Origin of the sequence: Halopseudomonas salina (assembly GCF_014637955.1) — a bacterium.
GTDB lineage: Bacteria > Pseudomonadota > Gammaproteobacteria > Pseudomonadales > Pseudomonadaceae > Halopseudomonas > Halopseudomonas salina.
Genome location: NZ_BMFF01000001.1, coordinates 708,577 through 733,308 on the forward strand (window position 1 = coordinate 708,577; position 24,732 = coordinate 733,308).

The following is a 24,732-nucleotide window of genomic DNA, read 5'->3' on the forward strand; positions in this document are numbered from 1 at the left end:
TCGGGGGTTTCCCGCCTGTCGGGGCGTACCTGTGTACAGGGCTCTTGATTTTGCGGGGCTGCGACCCCATATAGGCTCATTCCAATGCCTAGACGGGAAGTATGCATGACGTCAGCAATCAGTATTCGAGGCCTGCACAAAACCTACGGTAACGACTTTCAGGCGCTCAAGGGAGTTGATCTGGAGGTACAGCAGGGTGATTTTTTTGCTTTGCTGGGGCCCAATGGGGCCGGCAAGTCGACCACCATCGGTATTCTTTCTTCACTGGTCAACAAGTCTTCGGGCCAAGTGAGCGTATTCGGGCATGACCTGGATACCGATCTGATGAATGCCAAGCGTTGCATTGGCGTTGTGCCGCAGGAATTCAATTTCAGTCAGTTTGAAAAGACCATGGATATTCTGGTCAATCAGGCGGGTTATTACGGTATACCCTTGCGCGAAGCCAGGGAGCGAGCCGAACGGTATCTCAAACGCCTGGGTCTATGGGACAAGCGCGACGAGCCTTCGCGGATGCTGTCTGGCGGCATGAAGCGCCGATTGATGATCGCGCGCGCGTTGATCCATGAGCCAAAACTCCTGATTCTTGATGAGCCCACAGCGGGTGTGGATATCGAGATCCGTCGGTCGATGTGGCAATTTCTTCAGGAAATAAACGGTCGTGGCATCACCATCGTGCTTACCACCCATTATCTGGAGGAAGCTGAGCAGCTGTGCAAGAACATCGCGATCATTGATCAGGGTCAGATCATTCATAACACCAGCATGCGCGAACTCTTGCTCGAGCTGCATACCGAAACCTTTCTGCTCGACTGTCAGACAATCATGGACGAGCCTCCTGAGCTGAAAGGTTATCCCTGCAGTCTGCTGGATGAGCATACGCTGGCGGTTCAGGTTGAAAAGAGTCAGGGGCTCAACGCTCTTTTTGCCCAGCTGAACGAGATGGGTTTGCACGTACTCAGCATGCGCAACCGCAGTAATCGGCTGGAAGAACTGTTTCTGGCTCTGGTTGATGAAAATACCGAAAAAGCAAAAGGGGCCGCCCGATGAATCACTGGCGCACAACCTGGGTGGCTTTCAAGACCATCCTGTTCAAGGAAATACGCCGATTTACCCGGATCTGGCCACAGACCCTGCTGCCCCCGGGCATTACCATGGCCCTGTACTTTGTCATTTTCGGCAATCTGATCGGCAGCCGTATCGGCACCATGGACGGGTACGCCTATATCGATTACATCGTGCCCGGTCTGATCATGATGTCAGTGATTACCAATAGCTACTCCAACGTGGTGTCGAGCTTCTTCAGCACCAAGTTCCAGCGCTCGATCGAGGAGTTGATGGTTGCTCCGGTCTCGCCACATACCATCCTGCTGGGGTATGTGTTCGGCGGTGTTGCACGCGGGCTGGCGGTGGGTCTGATCGTGACTATCATGTCCCTGTTTTTCACCCGCCTGCAGGTTCAGCATCTGGGGCTGACAGTAGCTGTGGTCTTTCTTACCTCTCTGGTTTTTGCACTTGGCGGTTTCATTAACGCCGTATTCGCCAAGACCTTCGATGACATTTCGATCATTCCGACCTTTGTACTGACGCCGCTGACCTATCTGGGCGGTGTTTTCTACAGCATCAGCATGCTGCCGGAGTTCTGGCAGAAGGTGTCGATGGTCAATCCGATTCTGCACATGGTCAATGCCTTCCGCTACGGTATTCTGGGTGTTTCGGATATCCCCATAGGTGTGGCTCTGACCCTGATGGGTGTGTTCATCGTCCTGCTCTATTCGATCAGCTACTGGCTGCTGTCACGTGGTATTGGTATGCGTCAATAGCCACAGGCACTGACAGTAGTGGCCTGCAGGGAAGGCGCGGAGTATGATTTGCGCCTGTCTGCAAGGAGATTCATCATGAACCAGCACCCCGCTGAGCAGTCGCCTCTGGGCAAGAGTAGTGCCTATGTAAGCGTTTACACGCCATCTTTGCTGTTTCCCATTGCGCGCGAACCGAAATGGCAGGAGTTGGGGCTGGAGGCTGATAATCTGCCGTTCCATGGCGCGGATATCTGGAACTGCTATGAGTTATCTTGGTTAACCCCCTCGGGCAAGCCGGCAGTTGCCGCCGCTGAATTCATTTTTCCTCTCAAGGCCCGACGTATTGTCGAGTCGAAGTCGTTCAAGCTGTATCTCAACTCCTTCAACCAGACCGTCTTTCGGGACCGTGCGGAGGTATTACGCACCTTGGAGTCCGATCTGAGCGTGGCGGCGCAGGGGCCTGTAATGGTGCGCATGTTTACCATGGGGCAGTTACACGCGACGGGCATGGCACATTTGCCCGGGGAGTGCATTGATGATGCCGACGTGCGGATCGACTGCTACGAGTACGATGCGTCATTGCTGGCATTGGCTGATGCTGGCGGTTACGCCCGTGAAATGCTGCACAGCCATCTGCTCAAGTCCAACTGCCCGGTAACCGGCCAGCCGGACTGGGCCAGTGTCGCCATTACCTATGCGGGTAAACGGTTGGATCACGCTTCGCTGCTGCGTTATCTGGTGTCTTTCCGCCAGCACGCGGATTTTCATGAACAGTGCGTGGAGCGTATTTTTACCGATCTGTTGCCGTTGCTGGGTGAGGGGGCCGAGCTGTCGGTCTATGCGCGCTATGTGCGTCGCGGAGGGTTGGATATCAACCCATACAGGTCAACGGCGGCGAGCTTCCCCGAAAATCTGAGGTTGGCCCGCCAGTAAAGAGTCTTGTTGTGCTTCAGATACCCATGTCCGACAGTGCCTGCACAACTCGCTGAAGCGTTCCTGCCACGGTCGGATGGCGGGCGTAGAAATGCTCGATTGACAGATTTACGCTGTCAACCAGATTGGCATCCTCGGGGTTGGACTCGCCCTGGGTAGCCAGAAGCCGCGCTTCGATTCGGTCATGCAATTGCTGTAACGATTGACGCTCTTGCGGGGAGAGCGGTTGATCGGTCTCCGCCAGCAGGCGCTGCAGATCTTCCAGCTGATTCTTCAGTTGTTGCGCGGGCATTGTCTGCTCCTGTTTTGATTGATGGTCTGAAGTCACTATAGCTGCCTGTGTCGTTGGCGTCTTGTTGCTTGGTGCTCTCGCGGGGAAATGAAGTTACAGGTTAAACCGGTGATAGGACGATGACTTTTGCATTACACTGACCCTCTGCGAGCGCTAGAGGTATAGGTGGGAAGCGTGCGCGCCGAATCCAGAATCAGGGAGAGTCCCAATGAAGGTGTTGCCATTTACAGTATCTATTGTGTTTGCCGGATTGGTATCCGTTGCCGGCGCAGGTGGGGTCATGGCTCAGGAAGACTATGACGACTACGCAGCGGAGTCTGTTGAGCCGGATCCATGGGAGCCAGTCAATCGAGCTATCTTCAGCTTCAATGATACCGTTGATCGTTTTACTCTCAAGCCCGTAGCGAAAGTCTATGACCGTGTTGTGCCCGAGCCTGTAAGCAACAGCATCAGTAACGTGTTCAGTAACCTGGGTGAGCCCCGTAATTTGGTAAACGACACCCTGCAGGGCAAGTTTCATGCTGCAGGTATCGACACAGCACGCTTCCTGCTCAACTCGACTGTAGGTGTTCTGGGTGTTTTCGATGTGGCCACGAAGATGGGCCTGCAACGCAATGACGAAGATTTTGGTCAGACTCTGGGAGCCTGGGGTGTGCCTAGCGGTCCATACATCGTATTGCCACTGCTCGGACCAAGCACTGTGCGCGATGGTGGCTCGAGGATTCCGGAAAGCTTTGCCAGATATACCTATGTCGAACAGGTCGATCACGTACCAACCCGGAATACCGCTATAGGTACCGCTCTGGTCGATACACGGGCCAGCCTGCTGTCACGTGAGAAGTTGATCAGGGGCGATCGTTACCGTTTCGTTCGCAATGCCTTTCTGCAGAATCGCGAATTCCAGGTCAAGGACGGCGAAGTCGAAGATCCGTTCTAAGCCCCTGATTGCTCATTTAAGGCTGTTGAAATAGACACCTACAATGAACTGTCCACTATCTATCGGTTCGCACCGCATCACCTGACCTTCTGCTTCCAGCCCCTGGAGGCCGGGGGTCGGGGAGGGGATGGACAGGCTCAGATGAGTGTTCTCCGGCAAGGGGCGATCAAGTACGATCTGCACACCCTGACTTGAAAGATCCTGACAATCTGCCTGAATTACCTCGCCACCCTCCTGCAGCGTCAGGGTTGCCCGTGCTTCAACTTTCATGCGGATGAAATCGCGTTTTTCTCTGTATTGCTGGTCATGGAACGACATGCGATAACTCCCTTGCTGGCTATGCTGTAGCGAATCCTGAGAGCGTGCTTACCGGTTTCGCCTGTCCACCCTATCCTAGTTCTACGCTCTGTTGCGCACAAGCGTTCTGGCACCATGCCATGACGGTTGCCTGGGCAGGCGGATGGGAGTACTGTTTGGCCCTTGAAAACGTCAGGTTATCTGGCTTCGACACACACCCTGTGGCCCGCAGCCCGCTGAGCTGTCGCGCATTGACGTAGGGACTCTATGCAGCTTACTGGCACGACCTTGCTGGTTATCGATGATGACAGCGCTTTCCGGCAGAATATCGCCACTCGATTGCAGAACTGCGGCTTTGAAGTATTGCAGGCCGCGAGCGCGGCCGACGGCTTGCAGCAGTTCTCCGCCCAACGGCCCGAGCTGGTTCTGTGCAATCTGCATCTGGCCGAACCCGAGGGTTTTGCATCCGTGCTGCAGGCCGTTTCGGCAGCCGCGGATGCATCGCTGGTCGTGATTGCTCCCTCTACTCAGATGCCCCAGGCAGTCGAGGCGTTGCGTGCCGGCGCCCAGGACTACCTGATCAAGCCGATGCTCGATATCGCAATGGTCGAACTCGTGGTCAAGCGGACATTGGATCAGAGTCGCCTGCGTATTGAAAATCGCCGTATTCGCGAGCGGCTCGAGGCGGCCAACAGCGAGCTTGAGAATCGTCTGCAGGAGCTCAAGGATGATCAGGCCGCCGGGCATCAGGTGCAGCTGAACATGTTGCCCCAATCACCCTGGGTCAGCGGGGAGTACACCTTCGAGCGGCGAATCATACCGTCCTTGTATCTTTCTGGAGATTTTGTCGACTATTTCCGGATATCCGACACGCAGCTCGCATTTTATCTGGCTGATGTTTCGGGCCACGGGGCGTCCTCCGCGTTCGCTACCGTCCTGCTCAAGTTCATGACAACCCGGCTGCTTTATGAACAGCGACGCCAGGGTGACAGCAGCCCCATCGCGTTCTTGCCGTCTGATGTGCTTGGGCACATCAATCGTGGCCTGATCAGCTGCAAACTTGGCAAACACGTGACCATGCTTGGCGGAGTAATTGACGAAACCGATAACACCCTGACCTATAGCATCGGCGGGCATCTGCCATTACCGCTGCTCTATGCCAACGGTCAGGCCACCTACCTGCAGGGTAAAGGTAAGCCGGTGGGCTTGTTCGTCGACGCGCAGTATGAAAACCACAAGATTGATCTACCAACTGCCTTCAGTCTGGTTTTATGCTCTGACGGCGTGCTCGATTGCGTGGAAGGGACTACCCTGAGAAACAAGGAAGCACATCTGCCAGCGATGGTAGAAAAGTGCGAAGGCAACATGCAGGCGCTGCTGGGTAGTTTCGGCTTGCAGCCGGGCAAGGTAATGCCGGATGACATTTCACTCATGGTACTGAGCAGGAACCGCTAATGATGACTACTGGCAAGATCCAGTTTGCAGAGTCCGAAGGCACGTTCGTTCTCAAGTTCATCGGTGATGTGCGGTTGACCCTGTGCGCCGCATTGGATGCTTATATCGAAAAGATATTCAGTGTTCTGACGTTTAACGCCATCATCATTGATCTGACCGAAACCGACGGCATAGACAGTACCTCCCTGGGCCTACTGGCCAAGCTATCGATCCTGTCTCGAGAGAAGGTCGGGTTTCTGCCTACCCTGGTGTCTACCCAGGATGACATGAACCGGCTTTTGCAAAGCATGGGATTCGATCAGGTATTCAATATCGTGTCCGAAATAACTCCCACCGAGACCGAGCTGGCCGATCTGCCGGGTCAGGAGCTTTCGGAGGACCTGGTAAAGGATAAAGTGCTTGAGGCCCATCGCATTCTGATGGACCTCAACGACCATAACCGCGAAGCTTTCCGCGACCTGGTCAGCGCGCTGGAATCCAACTGATATGGTGCTGGATTTTTCTGCCTAGGCCTGCACCATACGCAGACGCAACAATTGCTCGAGCTTGACCTGATCTGCCGCAAAAGCCCTGATGCCTTCGGCCAGTTTTTCCGTGGCCATGGCATCTTCGTTGTGTGCCCAGCGGAAGGTGCTTTCAGTCAACGCGTTGAGTGGGTCCTGAGACGGCTGTGTGAGGATTGGCGAGGGTTGCAATTCACCCTCATCCTCCGCCAATTGCTGCAGCAGGGCGGGGCTGATAGTCAAGCGGTCGCAGCCGGCCAAGGCTTCAATCTGCCCGCTGTTGCGGAAGCTGGCGCCCATGACAACGGTGACGAACTGGTGCTGCTTGTAATAGCGGTAAATACGCGCTACTGATTGCACGCCAGGATCTTCCATCCCCTGGAAATCGCGACCTTCACTCTTTTTATACCAGTCGTAGATGCGCCCGACAAAGGGCGAAATCAGATAGACGCCGGCATCTGCGCAAGCCTGTGCTTGAGCAAATGAGAAGAGCAACGTGAGATTGCACTGGATGCCTTCCTTTTCCAGTTCGGCAGCAGCCTGAATGCCCTCCCAGGTAGAAGCGATCTTGATCAGTACGCGGTCACGGGTGATGCCTGCTTCTTCGTAGCGCTCTATCAGACGGCGCGCCTTGTCCAGAGTGGCGGCGCGGTCAAAGGACAGACGGGCATCGACTTCGGTCGACACTCTACCTGGAACCAGCTTGGTGATTTCCGCGCCCAGGGCAACAGCAAAGGCGTCGCAGGCATCGGCGACCGGGTCAAAACTGCCGGCCGAAGCCTTGAGTGCCTGATCAAGCATGGCACTGTAGGTCTCCTGCTGGGCCGCTTTGAGCATAAGTGAGGGGTTGGTGGTGGCGTCCACCGGTTGTAACTTGCGGATGGCTTCTATGTCGCCGGTGTCGGCAACGATCTGCGTATGTTTTCGCAGGCTTTCGAGTTTGCTTGGCATTGTGGACAGACCCTCTGGATATATCCTCTGACCTTAACTCAAGCCTGCTGGCGCGGGCAATCCCGAGGCTCCAGCCGTTGCGTCATGTCGGCCAGCAACTCATCGTAAAGCGCCAATGGATCATCTGTCTGGTGCAGGGCGCTGCTCAATTGACGACGGAAATGTCGTGCCCCTGGAAGGCCCTGGAAAAGGCCCAGAATGTGACGGGTTACGTGGTTCATTACCCCGCCCTGTTCCAAGTGAGCGACTATATAGGGACGCAGTAACTGCAGTACCTCGATACGGCTTGGGCGAGCGTTGGCGTCGCGGTAAAAACGTCGATCTACGTCAGCCATAAGATAGGGATTGTGATAGGCCTCACGGCCCACCATCACGCCATCAAGCGCGGTCATATGCTGCTGCATCACGTCCAGATCGGTCAGTCCACCGTTGAGGATAATCTCCAGATGCGGGAACTCAGCCTTGAGCTGGTGCACTACTTCATAACGCAGCGGCGGTATGTCTCTGTTTTCCTTGGGGGAAAGCCCTTCGAGAATCGCAATACGGGCATGCACGATAAAAGTATCGCAACCAGCCTCATGGACCTGGCCGACAAAATCGCGCAGCTGTTCGTAACTGTCGTGGCCATTGATACCGATCCGGTGTTTGACCGTGACCGGAATGCTGCAGGCGTCGTACATGGCCTTCACACCTTCGGCCACCAGACCGGGATGGGCCATCAGACAGGCGCCGATCATATTGTTTTGCACCCGATCGCTGGGGCAGCCCACATTCAGGTTTACCTCGGCAAAACCGGCCTCTTCGGCCAGGGCTGCGCAGGTCGCCAGCTCAGCCGGGTTGCTTCCGCCCAACTGCAAGGCTAGCGGCTGCTCCGCGGTGTTGAAGCCGAGAAAGCGTGAACGATCGCCGTGGATGACGGCACCGGTGGTGACCATCTCGGTGTAGAGCAACGCGTGCTGGCTTATCAACCGGGCAAAGAACCGGTAGTGCCTGTCCGTCCAATCCATCATCGGCGCCACGCAGAAGCGCCTGGACGGGCCGGGGCGACGGAGAACAGGTGTGGAGGGGACAGTGGTCATGACGGCAATCGGGTTGTGACGTGGCCGGGTATTGTGCCTGAATCGGCTATTGAATCAACACCAGCCATCGCCACTGTGGCGCACAAGTCCAATCATTCATCCTGGCCTGCGGCTGCAGATTCGCCGGAGCAAACTCGGTCGGGGCGCAGTAAAAGCATCAAGCAACCTCTGCGCATCTATCTCCCGGTTTTCCTTGTCGAAGGCCAGGGCGGTGCGCAGGGCTGGCCAGCAGTGGGCGGGCAGCTTTGCCGGTTTTTGCAGGGTTTTGTCCTGCTCCATGGCTTTCGCCTGCTTGGCGGTCAGGCGGCTGTAGGGGTGTATGCCACTGGACAGCTCATAAAGAATGCACGCCATGCCGTAGATATCCGAAACCGTGGTCAGTGGCTCACCATTAAGCAATTCCAGGGCTGCATAGCGTGGCGTCCAGGCAGCAATACGCTTGCGGCTCAGGCGGGGCAGGCTATTGAGCAGCCCCTTGAGTGGCTGGCCCAAACCGAAATCAAATAGCCTCAACCCATCGCGCGCGAGCATGACGTTGCTGGGCTTGAGGTCACCGTGCAGGACGCCCATCTCGTGTGCACAGGTCAGTGCTTCAAGTAACGGCAGGGCAACACTGCGAAATTCGAGCCAGGGCAACCCGTCAGGGTGCTGCTCCAGCAACTGGTCCAGCGTAGGCCCCTTCAATTCTTCCATGGTGAAGAAGGCGCGCTGGCTGGCGGGATCGATATCAAAGGCATGCAGGCGAATCACATTGCCATGGCGCAGCCGGCTGGTCAGTGCAAACTCGGTATAGAGCAGGGCGCTGGCGTCGGGATACTCGGCAAACTCTTCATTCAGTGTCTTGATGGCGATATAGGGGTCGGGATCGCCATACTGTTCGCGTAGCAGATCCCGCGCGCGGTAGACCGCGCCCATGCCGCCCACGCCGAGCAGACGCTCAATCTTGTAACGCTTGCAGAGCAGCTCCGGCAGTTCGCAGACCCGGTGGGTTTTCTCGTTCGCCACCCGATGCTGCGGACTGTCGGCCAATCGAGTCAGGACAGAAGACGGTTGCTGGGCAGATTCGATCATGGGGGACTCCGAAATACTCATGGGCGGATTACCACGGCGCTGATGTTGTCCCGCGCGGGGCCGCTCAGGGCCTGGCGAAACAATCTATGCAGGGCCCGTTCGGTGGACTCCAGGCTGAGAGCGTCGCTGATGTCATCACGCGACAGGTCCTGATAGAGCCCGTCACTGCAGAGCATCAAGGTGTCACCGGGGTAGATGGTAAAGTCGACGATATCCAGCAGCAGATCATCACTGGCGCCTACGGCCCTGGTCAGCGCCCTGGCTGAGGGATGGCTGGCCGCTTCGGCGGGACTGAGCTGCTGCTCCTGGATCAACTCCTGCATCAGGCAGTGGTCCCGCGACAACTGGTAGAGCTTGCCGCTGCGCCAGAGGTAGCCGCGGCTGTCTCCCGCCCAGACGCATATGGCGCGCTCACCCTGGGCCAATAGCATGACCACGGTACTACCCATGATGCTGTCAGGTTTGTCTGCGGTCATGGTGATCTCATGACCGAGCAACCGGTTGACGCGATACAGGCAATCACGCACATCCAGCAGCCGGTCATCGAGGCTGCCACCCTCGGGCAACTCGACGATTTCCTCTACGATCAGCCTGCTGGCCAGCGCGCCATTCTGGTGGCCGCCCATGCCGTCGGCGACCAGCCAGAGGCCTCGCTCGGGAAGAGCCAGCACGGCGTCCTCGTTGCGGGCACGCACTTTACCGCGATCGGTGCGTGCTGCACTTTTCCAGCGTGTTCCCACCTCGGCCATCACAGGCGAGCCGGCAGCGAAAAGTCGCGCAGCAGACTCAGATCGAAGGGGTTCGGCGAGCGCTGGCTGTGTAGCAGGTAATTGGCCCGCAGGCCCCCCAGGTTGGCCTTGAGCATCAGCACATCGCGGTCGGTATGGTGGGCGACTTCCATCATGTCGAGCAGGCGGAACAATGACCAGGGACCCGTATTCTGTTCGATTCCCACACGCCGGCCACCCAGGTCCTCCACGGTCAAACTGGTGCGACTTTCACCATCATTGGCGGGCCAGCGGAAAGCGGTCTGGATGATCGGGCCGTGCCGGTATTCCATGTTCTGGGCGCCAAACCGGAAGTTGGCTCGTCCCAAGCTGGAGTCCAGTGAGTGCGGTTCCAGCTTGAACAGGATCTGCGGCTCGTTGGGGTTCTCTGCAAAGAAGCTGCGACGGATGGTCTGCAACTTGCTCATCTGCGCGAGAAACTCCCGTGATAGCGGCAGGGCGCGGCCATCCACCCAGCGGAGATTGAAAGCGCCGCTGCTATCGGTGACAAAGGCTTTAAGGTAGTTGTCGAAAAACACATCGGCGGTGCCTTGTTCCTTGAAAAATTCGCGGAAGTCCGCCAGTACGACATCGCTTTCGCTTTCGATGACAAACGGATAACGCTTCCCCAGGGAGCTGGTGTAGGAGTTGAACAGCTCACTGCGATAGCGCTGGTTGAGATAGGTGTAGGCATCGCCCAACACCAGCATCCAGCTGTCCTCAGCGAGGTTCTCCATCCAGGCGCCCAGAGGCTGCGGCAGATTGCTGGAACTGTTTCGTAGCTGGTTGATAGCGTCACGGCGACCCTGCATTCGCGCCTTGGCCATGTTGAATGCAGCCTGCTCCGGCACGCTGGCCTGGGCGAGTGTCGTCAGCTGTAATTTCAAGCCGTCGAGCGCCTGCATTGTGCTGGTGAGCTCGGAACCGGGAGCCCCCTGTTCATCGAGCAGGCGGTGCAGTGGCTCGAACTGACGCTGCAGGTTCTTGCGTGCGGTCGCCGGCAAGCTCTGGGCTGCTACCGACTGAGCTTCCTCGGCGGCGATGGCCGCCAGGCGGCCTTTTCGTCCCAGGGATACGCCGGCAGACTGCGCTGCGCCGGTGAGGTCCTTGGCCGACACATCGGCATCTAGCATGCCCGCCAGCAGGGTGTTTTCTCGCACTTCGGTCAGGAGCATCAGCAGAGGCGAGTTGGCTGCGGTGAGGCCCGCCAGTTGATTGGCCCCCGCGGTCGCACTGCCTAGTGGTTCGATATGCAAGCGGGAAAGGGCGTCAGCCCATTGTCCGGCATAGTCTTCGAAGTACAGTTGCTCCATCTCGACCATGAGCCGGTTGAGGTCAGCCACACTGAGCTCATCACTCTCTCCAAGGACCCAGTTGTCGCGCAGGATCTCGCGTACGAGATCACCACCTTCGGCCATGAACGTCTGGCTGTAACCATCACGGGTGAAAAAGCCCGGGATGATATTGTCATTGCTGGTGAGCAAGGCTGCCTGTGGACCCAGATGCTGGGCAAGCCGGTAATCAGGGAGGCTGGCGGCCTGTTCGCGCAGCATCCGGTAGACCACCGTGGCGAGTGACTCACTGCGCAGTTCCGCCCGGGCGTCGGCTACCAGGCGATCATTCAGCGCATAGGGCGTGAAATCGTCGCCGAGCAGTCGAGCAAAATGTCGGTTGAGGCCTTTTTGCGCCTCGGTGTTTCCGGGGTAGCCCAAGGACCAGGCCCTGGCCATCCAGTCCTGCAGGAAAACCGGATCGCGGCGATCTTCCAGATTCAGCATCAAATAGGCCCGCAGGCTGCCGAGCAAACTCTCGCGATTGGTCAGGTTGTCGTTGATCTGCTGCTCGAGTTGCTGGCCGACCCGGGTCAGTAGCAGGCGTTCCAGGTCGGCTCGATAGGCCGCGTGCAAGGCGGGGGCAACCTTTTCGCCCTGGTAGAGTCCGCCGCGTTGTGTCCACACGACCTGATCCTCTGAGGGGAAGACTCTGGTTGCGGCGTAACTGATATCCAGCGCTTGCAATATCCCCAGGGCGTCGTCCTCATCGCTGAGCAGCGCCTTGTGGCGGTTCAGCGCCTGGCCTACGCTCTGCAAGCGTTCAAGGCCCTGATGGTTACTCGAAAAGCTGTTGCCCCAGACCACGCCGAATACGATCAGACAGCCGAGGGCGGCCGTATACAGAGCCCGCTGACCCCAGTTGATGCGGCGTACCTCGCGCTGGTCGAGTCCGGTCAGATCTGACTCGGGGAAAATGACCCGGCTAAGCAGATTGTTGATGAAGCGACCGTGGCTGGCATGGAAGGTGGGTAGGCTGCCACGTGCTTTACTCGGCGTCTGACCCAGGGAGCCGTGCTGAGCGCGGGCTGCGGCAATCACCTGCGGAGCGCTGGTCAGATAGAAACCACGTAACTGGCTGGCGCGCTGGTAGCGGTTACCGGAAAAGGCCAGCTCGATAAACAGCCCCAGGCGCTCTTCGATCTGCCCCAGGCGGAGGGGGAAATCGAGAATGCGACCACGGCGCTGGCTGTCGCGCTCCTGGTGCATGCGCATGACCACCTGGCTGTTCAGACGGCGCATCAGCTCTTCGAACTCCTGACGCACCACCTGAATGTCGGTGCTGTTCTGGCCCTTGCGGAAACTGACTCCCAGCACCTGGTCGCTTTCCTCGCGGGACAGCTGATCGAAAAATTCATCAAAACCCACCAGTTCGTCTGCCTTGCTGACGACCAGGTAGACCGGCACATCGGCGCCCAGACGCTGATTGATATCGTGCAGGCGCTGGCGGGTCTGGCGTGCCAGGGTCTCCAGCTCCAGTTCCGAGCCACTCATCAACAGGCCGACCGGTACGCTGATCAACACCCCGTTGAGCGAACGTGGGCGGCGTTTGCGTAGCAGGCCCAGCAGGCTTTGCCAGCCGGCGGCATCCACCTCGGGGTCGTCGTGGGTCAGATAGCGGCCCGCGGTATCGATCAGGATGGCGTGCTCGGCGAAATACCAGTCCGCATAGCGCGTACTGCTGACATCCCGGGTGAGGCGCTGTTTGTCGCCCTTGTTGAGCGGGAACTCCAGGCCGGAGAAATCCAGCAGACTGGTCTTGCCGGCGCCTTCCGGGCCCATTACCAGGTACCAGGGCAGTTCGCGTCGGCGGCGATCGCTGTGGCCGCTGTACAGGCTGGAGCGACGCAGAGTACGCAGGGCCTCGCGGAAACGGCTGTGCAGCGCCATGTGTTCTTCTATGACCAGTTGCTCCCGCTGCTGCCGCGCCTGGTAATCGGCGTCCTCTTCGTTGGCTTTCTTGCGTACATTACCGCGCCAACTGACGAATACCATCGCCAGGCCCCAGGCCAGAAACAGCAAGCTGATAGTCAGCAAACGGCTGCTCGATGAAGCCCAGAAGCGATGATCATTGACCGCCAATAGCGGGCCGACAAACCACACCAGCAAGGTCAACAGGAGCACCAGGCACAAGCTCCATACCCAGTTGCGTCGGAAGAAACGACCGACATTGATAAGAAAGTTCTTCATTTCAATTCATCCCTGACAAGGCGTTGGCATCAGCCGCTGGTGCAGTGCTGTCGATGCTCTGTTCGATTTGCAGACTGTCTTCGAATGGCGCGATGGCACCGGCGCGCTCTTCATTGAGCATCCAGGTGAATACCCCGTAGATCACCCCGAGGCAGATCAGGGTGAACAGGGTGATCAGCCACCAGGGGACGATGCGCACCAGCCGCCGCCGGGTTTCACGCAGCCCTTCCCAGTGGGGCGAGATGTCCCGTGGCACGTCACCCCGCAGCTGGCGGATCTGGCGATACAAACTGTCGCGGATGTTGTCCAGCTCCAGCATGCCCCGTGGCAGCACCCGGTATTTGCCCTCGAAACCCAGGGACATGCAGATGTACATCAGCTCGAGCATGGGCAGGTGCTTCACCGGGTCTCGCGAGAGTCGCTCCAACAGCTGAAAGAACTTCTCACCGCCGAATGTCTCGTTATGGAAACTACTCAGCAGACTCATCTGCGACCACTCGCTCTCGTTCCCCCAAGGGGTGGTGACCACAGCTTCATCCAGTGCGGTACAGAGCACGTAACGGGCTGCCATGACCTGGCTGCTTTCGGCACCTTCCTGCAGGGCGCGGTGTTCGAAGCGTTTGATTTCGGAGGTCAGGCGATCCTTGAGGATGTACAGATCCTCGCGCTCGTAACTCTGTTGCAGCCGCACGATTTCTGACAGGAGCGCCGATGCCACCGCCACCAGAGGGTTGATCCCCAGGTTCACGTCCTCGGTGGGGCGCAGGCGGGCGGCATAGACCATCCGCTCCTCAAGCTTGTCGAATTTCTGCGGTGGAGGCGCGAAGTCGGTCAACGTGCTCTGGGCCGCTGCGCTTCCCTGGCGATTGAGGATGACGGTGTGGTCATCCTGGCTGTAGTCCATTTCCCTGATCATGCGTTCAGCTCCTGATGGCCCAGAAAGTCAGCTCAAGTCCGGAGAAATCTCCGGACACGTGGAAGGCGAAACCACCCGAGCGCTCCAGCTGGGATAGCTCTTCGGCACTGAGTTCCAGCGCAAAATACGTTTTGCCTGAGTGGAAAGGGATCTGCCGCGGCGCTACGGGCAGCGGCTTGACCTTGATCCCCGGCAGATGCAGATTGACCAGTTGCCGGATGCGTTCCACCGGCCCGATCTTCAGGTGCGATGGCAGACGCCGGCGCAGCTCTTCTGAGTCGCAATCGGCGCTCGCCGCCAGCACAAAGGACGCACTGCCGAGCAGCTTGTGGTCCTGCAACGGCGACACCTGAATGCCATATTGGCGCTGCTGCAACGCCAACTCGACGGCGTGCTGTTCCAGCACCATCGACAACACCTGGCGGATCGCATCCATCAGCTTGCGGAAGCTCTGTCCTAGGTCGTTGTGCTGGTAGCGGCTATCCAGACGCGGGCGCTTGCTCTCGCTGGCAAAGGTCGACAGCTCTCCGAGCAGGCCAAGAAACTCGCGATAGACCTGTTCAGGATGCAACTGCTCGACCCCCTGAAGATGCCGAAGCACCGGCTCGAAGCGGTTGATCAGTTGCAACATCATGAAGTCGCCCACTTCGGCGCCGCTGACCTTGCCGGTGGCGCGGATGCGTTCGGCCAGAATATCGCCGCGGTGAGCCAGCATGCTGATCACTTCGGTCAGGCAGGATTCGAGAAAGGCGCTGGAATGGAAATACAGCCAGGCTGGCACATAGTCCGGATCCAGGCTGGTAACGCCGTCGGGCGTAGTGTCCAGCACATCACAGACCTTGAGCTTCACATAGGCATTCTCATTGTGCTGCTCGCCTAATAGAAGCCGGAAATCCGGCAGCCCGCAGCTGACCTGGCTGCTGCTGCTATCTCCTGCATTGGAGTCGGCGACCTGAACCTCCTGGCTGGTGAAGCGGGCAAGCACGTCGCGCTGTTCTATACGCCGGGTCTCGACGTGGTTGCCGGTCACCAGTGGGAGCGCCAGGTAAACCGGTGTGTTGCTGGTATTGGCGGGCACATCCATGGCCAGGGGCTCGCGGCCATTGCCGATCTCGAACAGACTGCCGTCGGGCAGGACACCACTGGCTTCACTGATAACCAGTTTGCCCATGCCGAGAAACTGGGTATCGATTTCCAGATGGAAGAAGCCCCAGCCAAAACGGTTAAGGCGGCAGGTGCGGGCTTTCAACTGATGATCATGATAGCGATCGTTCTGCTGGAAATGCTGCGGGCGCAGGAGCATCCCTTCCTGCCAGACAACTTTCTGGTTACTCATGGTTCAGTCCCTGTCCTTGCGCTTGTCTTGCTCGTCGGTGCGCAGTTCCCGGATGCCTTCAGCGTCCAGCGCCAGGTCGATCTGTGTTGTCTCTTGTTCGTCCACGGGTATGACGTAGCGCCAACTGGTTTCCGGCAGATTGCGGTAGGCGGCAACGAGGCCGACATAGCGCGTGCCTTCTTCCACGGAGAGTTTCAGTTTGCGTGTCTCGCCAGGACGCAGTTCCAGTTCTTCCACAGTAATCAGGTCGGGGGACAGGGCCTCGCGTGGACGTTGATAAAGGGAGAAAAAGTCTGCGTTCTCGAAGGCGACCGGATGCTTGAGCGCCATAAGACGCAATACGATGGGCGACGGGCGTCCATTCAAGTCCGGGTTGAGTTCGGCGCTGCCTTCAAGCGTCAGGTCCAGCTTGGTCAGATCAGAGTACGGCGACAGGGTCGAGCAGCCGGCCAGGGCAAGCAGGCAAAGGCAGAACGCGAGGGTGTTCAAGCGTTTCATGGATATCATCCTTGGAGGTCGGTGTTCAGGGTGGCAATCAGTCGAATCTGCTCTTCGTAGGCCATCACGAAGTCGCGGGCAAATAGCTTCTGGCTCCAGTCCTCTTCGCGCTGCAGAGCCTGATAGAGGTGGGTATACGCCCGCCAGCGGCTTCCCGCGGTGCTCAGCCTGGATTTATTTTCGCGCTCGAATCGCAGGGTCAGTTGTTCTGGCGAAAGATGTTCGAGAATGCCTTTGACCGCGGCACGGCTGGCAGCAATCAGGGCTACCTGGTGGGCCTGGAGATCGCGGTACGCGCGGTTTACTGCCTGTTCCGCAGGCATCTGCCCGGTAACGCCCGGACGCAGCATGGCGTTCAGCGCCTGATTGGCGCTGGCGCAGAATTTCAGCGGGTTGCTGCTGCCGCCCTCGATGCTGGTGGTAGCCAGTTTGAGTTCTGCCTTGAGTTCGTTGCGGTTGCGCAGGCTCTGCTGCAGGTTGCCGACGCTCTGGCGCAGCAGCCTGGCGCTGCGCAGAGCGACGGCCTGACGTTGTGTCTCGTCCATATCGTCCAGGGGCATCCCCAGAGCCTCGCTGAACTGAGTCCAGAACCCGTCGGCGAGTGGCGTGGCCGCGGGTGCCGGGGCAGGGCGCTGCTGCACCGGAGGTGCTGGCGGCTCGACCAGCTCGGGCACGGTCAGGTTGACCATGTCGATGCGCGCGTGGTCCTGAGCCTGTTGTGTGTCACTCCCGGCATGTTGGTTGAGCAGGTCCAGCTCTTCGGACTCGGCGTAGAGCTGCTCCTGCTGGTCCAGCGCGGCCAGGGGGTCAAGGTCCAGGAAGGCGTCGTCCGGGATGATGCTCCCGGCGGGCTGCGGCTTGCCGAAGTCCTGACTGAACACCGCGGGATCCTGAATGATCCTCGCGCGGATGTCGAAGTCACCGAAGGCATACAGCGCGCCATGTTCAATACGCTGGGGTTGGCCTTTGGGGAGCAGGGTGTTGGTCGCCTTGAGCAGTATGCCGTTGCTGCTGGTGTCGGTCAGGTAGAAGGAGCCCTCGTGAAAACTCACCTCGGCGTGCCGGCTGGACACCACGCGCTTGCGGTCGGGGATGACCCAGTCGCATTCCTCGGCCCGGCCGATCATGCCTCCGGCCTGTCTGAAGGTCTTGCTTACGGGCGTGTCGGTGACGAATTGCTGGTTACCGACCAGGTCCATTATCAGTTCCATGCTGCAGTGCTCCTTGCGTTCATTCGTCACGCGTCGCTTTGGGGTCGCCCAGGGGGCGGTACTCGTCGTCATTGAATTTGTGATTCGCCGAACAGCCGGCAAGGCTTATCGCGAGCATCAGTAGGGCGGCGGACCACAGAGTTGCGTACTTCATATCGGTTTCCTCGGGTACTGGGTGGCGGCTTCCGCCAGGTTTCGGCGATCAGGTGGCAGACTGGGCATGCAGCTTCTCCCTTGCGAGTTTCAGCTCGGCAGGACTGATGTTCAGCCGCTGCATGCGGTACAACAGGGTGCGGCGAGGCAGACCGAGCTCATTGGCTGCGCTGGTCTGGTTGCCGAGGTTCTTGCGCAGGCAGTCGACCAGCAGGTTGCGCTCGACCCGCTCCATGCGCTCGCGCAGGCTCAACCGGACATTGCTGGTGGGGCTGGCTTCGAGATTGAAATGTTCGGCGAGCAGCTCGTTGCCTTCGCAGAGCAGCACGGCGCGCTCGACCAGGCCCTTGAGCTCGCGCACGTTGCCCGGGAAGCCGTATCCGGCCAGTTGCTCCAGCGCTGGGTCGGTCCAGCGGCAGGCAGGCCGGTCGAGGAATGCGCAGGCGTTGGCGGCGAAATGGCGGGCCAGGTGCAGGATGTCGTCGCCGCGGTCGCGCAGGGGCGGCAGTTCGATCGGGAAACTGGCCAGGCGGTAGAACAGATCTTCGCGGAACAGACCCCGCTCAGCCTGGGCCCTGAGGTCACAATGGGTGGCGGCGATAATCCGCACATTCACTTTGTGCGTCTGCATGCTGCCCAGGGGTCGTACTTCGCCTTCCTGCAGGACCCGCAACAACTTGGCCTGCAACGACAGCGGCATGTCGCCGATCTCGTCGAGGAACAAGGTACCCCCGTCGGCCGCATCGAACAGACCGGGCCGGTCGCTATCGGCCCCGCTGAAGGCGCCCTTGCGGTAACCGAAGAGTTCGGATTCAAGCAGGTTGTCGGGGATAGACGCACAGTTCTGTACTACAAAGTTCTGACTGCGCCGCGACCCGCAATCATGGATGGCCCGTGCGACTAATTCCTTGCCGGTACCGGTTTCGCCGGTGAGCAGCACGCTGACTGGGGTATGCAGCACCTTGCCGATCAACTGATAGACCGCGCGCATGGGCGGGCTGTCACCGATCAGACCATAACCGCGGGGCATGGCCTTGGTGGCAAGACTGGTCTGGGGTTCGTCGATCGGCCGTGCCCGCAGGTTCTGTAACAACTGCAATTGGGCCACTACAAAATTGCCCAGGTGGCCCAGTGAGTCGCTGTAATGCTGCATGTCCAGCGCCCGTTGATTTGCCCAGAGCAGCAGCCCGATCACATGACCTTGGTCATTTTTAAGGGGCAGGCACAGCAAGCTGCGCCACGGGTTGCTGGTTGCCGGCAGAAAATCGGTAGCGAACAGGCTGCTCTCCAGGGACGCCAGGCTCAGCGTCTGGTCCTGACACAGGCAGTATTGCAGCAGATGCGCGTCGGTGTAGTCGCTGGGCACACTGGCAGAACTCACCGGTTGCAGCGTTCCGTCACAGTACTCCGCGCACAGGGTCAGGCGCGTGTGGGTCTCATCCAGCAGATACAGCTGGCTGAGCTGGGATTCGCTGAGTACTGCAACGGCTTCGACCAGGCCGCCGAGCAGCCGGTCCCGGCTGGTCATGCCGGCGAATAGGGCGTAGCGTTCAAGCAGCGCCTGGGCATAACGCAGCGGGTCTGCCATCCGTGCAAACATCCGGGATGAGTCCGGCGAAACAGCAGACGACAGATCAGGCGAATTCACAGGTCACGGCTCCTTCAGCATTCAAGGTCGCGTGGGCCCGTTGCACACTTTTGCCGCTGGCCATTGCGGCGAGAAGCCGGTCCACCGCCAGTGGCTGCAGTTGCTGGTCAATCAGCCGGTCAATCAGACGAGCGCCGGTTTCCCCCTGGGTGCAGCGGTCGACAAAATGCTCGACCAGAGCGGGGCAATGGGTGAACTCAACATCGCGGCCTTGCAGGCGTTGAGCGAAGCGTGCGAGCTTCAGGGTGATGAGTTCGCGCATCACCCTGTCGGCTACCGGGTAATAGGGCACTATCTGCATGCGGGCGAGCAGCGCCGGCTTGAAATGCCGGCTGAGGGTCGGCTGGATGGCCTGCTCGAGTTGTTCGGCGTCGGGTCGCTGGCCGTTCTGGCACAGGTGCAGAATCTGCTCGCTGGCCAGGTTGGAGGTCATCAGGATCAACGTATTGCGAAAGTTGATTTCCCGACCTTCCCCGTCATTGGCGACGCCCTTGTCGAAGATCTGATAGAAGACATTCATCACGTCGGGATCAGCTTTTTCCACCTCATCAAGCAGCACCACGGAATAGGGCTTCTGCCGCACTGCCTCGGTCAGCATGCCGCCCTCGCCGAAACCGACGTAGCCGGGGGGCGCACCGATCAGACGCGAGACGCTGTGCTTTTCCTGGAACTCGGACATGTTGATAGTGGTGAGAAAGCGCTCGCCGCCGTAAAGCAGGTCAGCCAGTGCCAGGGCGGTTTCGGTCTTGCCGACGCCGCTGGGCCCGACCAGCAGGAACACACCAACGGGCGCGTCGCTGCGATTAAGCCCGGCAGCGCTGGCGCGCATGGCGCGATCCAGGGCCACAATGGCTTGATTCTGGCCACGCAGTCGCGCTCCCAAGTCTTGGGCGAAGTGCGCTACCCCGGCATTGTGTTCACGGGCCAGTTGACTCAAGGGCACGCCGGTCCAGTGACTGATGACTTCGGCGATCAGACGCGGACACACCTCATGGCTGACCAGTCTTTCTTCAGTCTGCGCCTGATGCAATTCCTGCTGGGTAGCCTTGAGCTGGTTTTCCAGTTCGTCCAATGCAGGAGCGGACTCGGCTTCGTCGCGCCGGGCGTCTGCGCACTGCTTGCGCAGTTCCAGCAGTGTCTCGACCAGCCGGCGCTGCAGCTTCCATCGCTCCTGCAACGCCTGCTCGTCGGTACGTGCCTGTGCCAGCGAAGCCTCCAGATCATTGAGCGCTGATTTCTCGACTGCCAGGCCCGATTGGTAGTCCCGAAACAGAGCCTGGTGCTGGCGCTGCTGCTCGGCGATATGGTTGCGCAGCCTGTCCAGTTTTACCGGAGCGGCGGCCAGGCTGATGCGCACCCGCGCGCAGGCGGTGTCCAGTACATCCACAGCCTTGTCCGGGAGCTGACGGCCGGTGAGATAGCGCGCCGAAAGCTGTGCAGCGGCAGTCACCGCGTCATCGCGCAGATAGACGCCGTGGCTTTGTTCATACACGCCGGCCAGACCGCGGAGGATGGTGGTGGCCTCATCCACCGTGGGTTCATGCAGTTGCACCGGCTGAAAGCGCCGCGCCAGGGCCGGGTCTTTCTCGAAGTAGCGTTTGTACTCGCCCCAGGTGGTGGCGGCGATCGTGCGCAGTTCGCCACGGGCCAACGCGGGCTTGAGCAGGTTTGCCGCATCGCCGCTGCCGGCATGGCCGCCGGCACCGATCAGCGTGTGGGCTTCGTCGATGAACAGAATGATCGGTGTGACCGAGGCTTTTACCTCGTCGATCACGCCCTGCAAACGCTTCTCGAATTCGCCCTTGATGCTGGCGCCGGCTTGCAACAGGCCCAGGTCCAGGCAACGCAGATCCACTCCCTGAAGAGTGTGCGGCACTTCGCCGGCGACGATGCGCAGGGCCAGGCCTTCGACGATTGCAGTCTTGCCCACCCCGGCTTCACCCACCACGATCGGATTGTTCTTACGCCTACGGGCGAGAATATCAACCATCTGACGGATAGCGGCATCGCGGCACAACACCGGATCCAGCTTGCCCTCGCGGGCCTGTCGAGTCAGGTTGTGGGTAAAGCGCTCGAGCGCCGAGCCGGTGCCGGCGGGTGACGGCACCCCCAGGGTTTCAGCGTGGGAAGCACGGGCAAACCCCAACAGGCGCTCGGCATTGAGCGCAGTGAGGAACGGATAGAGATGGCTGCCGGCATAGCGGGCCGGCTCGCGTAACAGGGCGAGGATCAGCGCTGCCTGATCGACCTGCGTGCGACCAAGTTCCAGATTGGCTACCAGCAACGCATTCTGCAGCCACTGCACCAGCTCCAGGGAAAAGGCCGGGTTGCGCGAGGCGCTGTCTTCACTGCGCGGCTGCAATGCTTCGGCGAAGTCGCCGGGGGCCAGCTCGGCATCCAGCAGGGCCCGGTTGAGCAGACTGTCGGTGCGCTCCAGAAGGCACAGCAGCAGGTCTTCTACCAGTACCTGGGTGCCATTGCGCGTGACGCAGCGCTGGGCCGCGGTTTCCAGATCCTGGCGGGTGGCCGGGTCAAGTGCCTGCACCAGTTGCTGTAGATCAACATTGATCATGGGTTTATCGGTCCTTGATGGGGTGTGCTGCTTAGGGTGACCGCGGCGTCGGCATTGCCACAGCCAAGCCAACTGGTCCAGCCGAGCAGGCAGGGGGTTGTCGCATCCAGACGGGGTTCGCGGATGGCGTCGGGGCGCAATTGCAGCCGTATGTCGTAGTCGAGCGGATCGCGCAGAGTGAAACGCACCAGGGCGCACAGGGAGCTGTAGCCGGTACCGGAGGGCAGAAACTCGTGGAAGCGTTCCCAGCTCAGTTGCTGGATATGCACGCGAAATTTGCCACCGCGATCACGCACTTCATTACCCAGCACCAGACTTTCGCCCAGGGCACTATTGGCCAGTCCGAGGCGGTTGCGCTGACCCTCATGGATGCTCACCTGACGCTCGATGCATTGTTCGATATGCATCGAGGCGTGGGAGAAGTAATAGCGCAATACCGATTCGATCAGCGCGGCCGATTGCACCCGCAGGCTAAGCAGGCCCAGGTAGGGCAGCAGCCGTTTCCAGTTCAGTTCGGGCTGGTCGCGGATGGCGTCGCCGCCCAGGCCAATCAATGAGAACAGCTGCGAGGAAAAGGGGTCCCGGGCGCCACTGGCAAAGCGCGAGTAATAGCGATACTTCTGCCAAATGGGCAGCAGCAGACGTTGCAACCGGTCGTTGAACAGATCCAGGAAGTCCCGCGTGGGATTGCCATCGGCAGTATCACCCAGTGCCTGCTCGCCATAGAACGCGGGCAAGGGCGACCCCGCACCAAACAGGCTGATCAGGTTGACCCGTAGCCGCGCACGCAGCTTGCCGCCCTCGCGGAAGTATTCCACCCGCTCGATATCGCTGCCGGGAAACCCCATGCTCGGGTTGGCCTGGAATTCGATCAACTGATAGAGCCGGGTGTCATCCAGGTCCGGATGAGCATCCCGGAGCCGATCGAGCACCAGCAGTACACCCTGGAACAGGCTGTACTCGCGAATGCCGCGGCTCAGCTCGGTCAGAGCAGGGGCTGTTGCCCCATGCGTGGTGTCCATTGGTAAAGCTCTCCCTTGGTGCTTTTGACGACCAGCTCGTGAAAGGAATTGAGGCTGGCGTAGAGTGCGAAAAAGTCATTGAGGATCGAGGCGAACAGAAACAGATCGCCTTCGCCCAGATAGCCGTCGCTGTCCATGTGCAGTTCGGTGCGCACGCCGCGAATCGGCAGGCCGCGATAGAGGCGGTCCACCGGTTTGTGCTGGATCGCCTTGAGGCCGTTGAGCAGCTGTTGGCTGACCTTGGCGGCGTGCTGGTCGTAGTGCCTGGGCAGGTCGTAGGTTTCCAGAATGACCTTGAGCGCGTCGACATTGGCCAGCGACAGGTAGTTGAGCGACATGTTGCTGATCAGCTTCCAGAGAAAATCCTGGTGTAGTGGCGGCGCGTAATGGGGGGTCACGGCACTGATGTTGCGAAAGCGCAGGAACTCGGGTGTACCTTCGCTGGCTCGGCAAATGTCCCCGAGGGCGAGCTCCAGGGGCAGATTCTGATTGGTACAGGTCAGCTCGACGGACAAGGTTTCGTGTATCTCCAGGCTGCGCTGGCCGAAGCTCAGGTAGGTATCCATACCGTCATTCAGCAACGAGGGGTTCTGCCGCAGGCTGTAATAGGGCCGTGCTTCAGGAAAGTCGAAGCTGGCGTCATGCTCGAAGGATTCAAACGGTACGTATTCCTCGTAGCCCATGCCGCCGGGCTTCCAGCCGGTCACCCGGTCTACCGAAAACACGCCGCACTGGGCAGTGTCGTATTCGGCCGGGCGCAGCATGTACTTGTCCTGCCGTCCATCGAGCCGGATAGGGGTGGCATCGTGGGAGAACAGGTTAACGATCGGCGTGCAGTGCAGGCGAATGTTGTCGACGCTGGGCTGGATGCGCTGCGCGCTGGTCTGGCGCAGGTCGAAGCGCAGCTCGAAGCCGCCGGCACGCTTGAGCAGGTCCTCGTGCACGCTGTGCAGCACGCCGAGGCCATGCAGGTCGACAAACAGGAATTTCTCCTGGAAAGCGAAATACTCCTGCAGGTAGCGGTAACCGCGGAAGGTGTTGACCGGGTAGGGGACCAGCGCCTCGTCTTCGGCAAAACCCGCCGGTTGCAACTGGTCTGCGGCTATTTTCAGCGGCGCAACCTCCTTGCCGAAACTGTCCTTGAGCGGCTTGCCCTGGGTGTCGAGCAGCACGATCCGGATGTCCTCCAGGTGGCGCATCATGCTCAGGTACAGGGTCTGGCTGACGTAGCGCTCGCCGGCAAGGTGCAGACGCAGCCGGTCGAGCTTGAGGTCGACCAGACGCGCGCCGCCATTGATGCCCATCTGTACGCTGAGCAATGCGCCCTGACCCTTGACCGAGTAGTCCACCTGACGAATGTTCAGCGCGGTCAGCTCGATGTTCGAGGTGGTTCGGAAGCGACATGCCACGCCCTTGACCGGCCGTGATTCCACTGGTGTGCCGCGCGGTACCATGATCGCTGCACCGGGGTTGTCCAGGGATTCGAACTGCAGGATGCTGAATGCCGGCAGGGGCCGCATGTAATTGGGCCACAGCAGGTACATCAATGAATGGGTGAGCTCGGGTAGCTCATCATCGAGCTTCTGCCGCAGCCGCCCGGTGAGAAACGCAAAGCCCTCCAGCAGCCGCTCGACGTCCGGATCACGACCGCTCTGCCCTAGAAACGGGGCCAGCGCCGGACTGCGTTCGGCAAAGCGTTTGCCCAGTTGACGCAGGGCTGTCAGCTCGCTCTGGTAGTAATGATTGAAGGACATTTACAGCTCTTCCTCGT

22 protein-coding genes are annotated in these 24,732 nt (G+C 59.5%); 6 read left to right on the top strand and 16 right to left on the bottom strand.

Going from position 1 to position 24,732, the window contains the following annotated elements; all coding sequences use genetic code 11:
- Positions 1-105: 105 nt before the first annotated feature.
- From IEV54_RS03430 to queF, 3 genes are all read left to right on the top strand, one after another.
- A complete protein-coding gene (locus IEV54_RS03430; protein ID WP_150277229.1) occupies positions 106-1,047 on the top strand; it encodes an ABC transporter ATP-binding protein in 942 nt (313 codons plus the stop codon).
- Entirely contained in the window at positions 1,044-1,820 is a 777-nt protein-coding gene (locus IEV54_RS03435; protein WP_150277228.1) for an ABC transporter permease, read from the top strand. The genes IEV54_RS03430 and IEV54_RS03435 overlap by 4 nt, the downstream gene beginning before the upstream one ends.
- Positions 1,821-1,895: 75 nt before the next feature.
- Complete coding sequence (gene queF / locus IEV54_RS03440; protein WP_150277227.1) at positions 1,896-2,732, top strand: NADPH-dependent 7-cyano-7-deazaguanine reductase QueF; 837 nt, start codon at positions 1,896-1,898, stop codon at positions 2,730-2,732.
- Between the two features lie 16 nt (positions 2,733-2,748).
- Here the strand turns inward: queF and IEV54_RS03445 are convergent, their stop codons facing one another.
- Positions 2,749-3,024, bottom strand: coding sequence for a DUF4404 family protein (locus IEV54_RS03445; RefSeq protein ID WP_150277226.1), 276 nt, complete (start codon positions 3,022-3,024; stop codon positions 2,749-2,751).
- A 280-nt stretch (positions 3,025-3,304) separates the two neighbouring features.
- Between IEV54_RS03445 and IEV54_RS03450 the strand changes: the two genes are divergently transcribed.
- Complete coding sequence (locus IEV54_RS03450) at positions 3,305-3,961, top strand: MlaA family lipoprotein (RefSeq protein WP_150277484.1); 657 nt, start codon at positions 3,305-3,307, stop codon at positions 3,959-3,961.
- 12 nt (positions 3,962-3,973) lie between these two features.
- Here IEV54_RS03450 and IEV54_RS03455 read toward each other — a convergent pair whose 3' ends face one another.
- Positions 3,974-4,279 carry a PilZ domain-containing protein gene (locus IEV54_RS03455; protein ID WP_150277225.1) on the bottom strand — a complete coding sequence of 102 codons (306 nt, stop codon included), beginning with the start codon at positions 4,277-4,279 and terminating at the stop codon, positions 3,974-3,976.
- Between the two features lie 246 nt (positions 4,280-4,525).
- Between IEV54_RS03455 and IEV54_RS03460 the strand changes: the two genes are divergently transcribed.
- Together IEV54_RS03460 and rssC are read left to right on the top strand one after the other, a co-directional pair.
- Positions 4,526-5,713: a PP2C family protein-serine/threonine phosphatase gene (locus tag IEV54_RS03460; RefSeq protein WP_150277224.1), complete on the top strand. Its 1,188-nt coding sequence runs from the start codon at positions 4,526-4,528 to the stop codon at positions 5,711-5,713.
- Between the two features lie 2 nt (positions 5,714-5,715).
- Positions 5,716-6,198: an anti-sigma factor antagonist RssC gene (gene rssC, locus IEV54_RS03465; protein WP_150277483.1), complete on the top strand. Its 483-nt coding sequence runs from the start codon at positions 5,716-5,718 to the stop codon at positions 6,196-6,198.
- 21 nt (positions 6,199-6,219) lie between these two features.
- On the opposite strand, the gene tal is transcribed toward rssC, so the two are convergent.
- The 14 genes from tal to tssF form a co-directional block, all read right to left on the bottom strand.
- Positions 6,220-7,167, bottom strand: a complete 948-nt coding sequence (gene tal, locus IEV54_RS03470; RefSeq protein WP_150277223.1) for a transaldolase — start codon at positions 7,165-7,167, stop codon at positions 6,220-6,222.
- A 38-nt stretch (positions 7,168-7,205) separates the two neighbouring features.
- Positions 7,206-8,246, bottom strand: coding sequence for a tRNA dihydrouridine(20/20a) synthase DusA (dusA, locus tag IEV54_RS03475; protein ID WP_150277222.1), 1,041 nt, complete (start codon positions 8,244-8,246; stop codon positions 7,206-7,208).
- Between the two features lie 96 nt (positions 8,247-8,342).
- Positions 8,343-9,317 (bottom strand): serine/threonine-protein kinase, encoded by a 975-nt coding sequence (locus tag IEV54_RS03480; RefSeq protein ID WP_150277221.1) that lies wholly within the window; start codon positions 9,315-9,317, stop codon positions 8,343-8,345.
- Positions 9,318-9,334: 17 nt separating this feature from the next.
- Positions 9,335-10,066 (bottom strand): PP2C family protein-serine/threonine phosphatase, encoded by a 732-nt coding sequence (locus tag IEV54_RS03485; protein WP_150277220.1) that lies wholly within the window; start codon positions 10,064-10,066, stop codon positions 9,335-9,337.
- A complete protein-coding gene (gene tssM / locus IEV54_RS03490) occupies positions 10,066-13,605 on the bottom strand; it encodes a type VI secretion system membrane subunit TssM (RefSeq protein WP_150277219.1) in 3,540 nt (1,179 codons plus the stop codon). The genes IEV54_RS03485 and tssM overlap by 1 nt, the downstream gene beginning before the upstream one ends.
- A gap of 1 nt (position 13,606) precedes the next feature.
- Entirely contained in the window at positions 13,607-14,521 is a 915-nt protein-coding gene (gene icmH / locus IEV54_RS03495; protein ID WP_150277218.1) for a type IVB secretion system protein IcmH/DotU, read from the bottom strand.
- Positions 14,522-14,525: 4 nt separating this feature from the next.
- A complete protein-coding gene (tssK, locus tag IEV54_RS03500) occupies positions 14,526-15,857 on the bottom strand; it encodes a type VI secretion system baseplate subunit TssK (RefSeq protein ID WP_150277217.1) in 1,332 nt (443 codons plus the stop codon).
- A gap of 3 nt (positions 15,858-15,860) precedes the next feature.
- On the bottom strand, positions 15,861-16,355 hold the full coding sequence (gene tssJ / locus IEV54_RS03505) for a type VI secretion system lipoprotein TssJ (protein WP_150277216.1): 495 nt from the start codon (positions 16,353-16,355) through the stop codon (positions 15,861-15,863).
- Between the two features lie 5 nt (positions 16,356-16,360).
- Entirely contained in the window at positions 16,361-17,566 is a 1,206-nt protein-coding gene (tagH, locus tag IEV54_RS03510) for a type VI secretion system-associated FHA domain protein TagH (protein WP_150277215.1), read from the bottom strand.
- 19 nt (positions 17,567-17,585) lie between these two features.
- Positions 17,586-17,720: a type VI secretion protein gene (locus tag IEV54_RS03515; RefSeq protein WP_150277214.1), complete on the bottom strand. Its 135-nt coding sequence runs from the start codon at positions 17,718-17,720 to the stop codon at positions 17,586-17,588.
- 48 nt (positions 17,721-17,768) lie between these two features.
- Positions 17,769-19,319, bottom strand: coding sequence for a sigma-54 interaction domain-containing protein (locus IEV54_RS03520; protein WP_150277482.1), 1,551 nt, complete (start codon positions 19,317-19,319; stop codon positions 17,769-17,771).
- A gap of 34 nt (positions 19,320-19,353) precedes the next feature.
- Complete coding sequence (gene tssH / locus IEV54_RS03525) at positions 19,354-21,939, bottom strand: type VI secretion system ATPase TssH (protein WP_150277213.1); 2,586 nt, start codon at positions 21,937-21,939, stop codon at positions 19,354-19,356.
- Entirely contained in the window at positions 21,936-22,961 is a 1,026-nt protein-coding gene (gene tssG, locus IEV54_RS03530) for a type VI secretion system baseplate subunit TssG (RefSeq protein WP_150277212.1), read from the bottom strand. The genes tssH and tssG overlap by 4 nt, the downstream gene beginning before the upstream one ends.
- Entirely contained in the window at positions 22,925-24,715 is a 1,791-nt protein-coding gene (tssF, locus tag IEV54_RS03535; protein WP_150277211.1) for a type VI secretion system baseplate subunit TssF, read from the bottom strand. The genes tssG and tssF overlap by 37 nt, the downstream gene beginning before the upstream one ends.
- Positions 24,716-24,732: the final 17 nt, after the last annotated feature.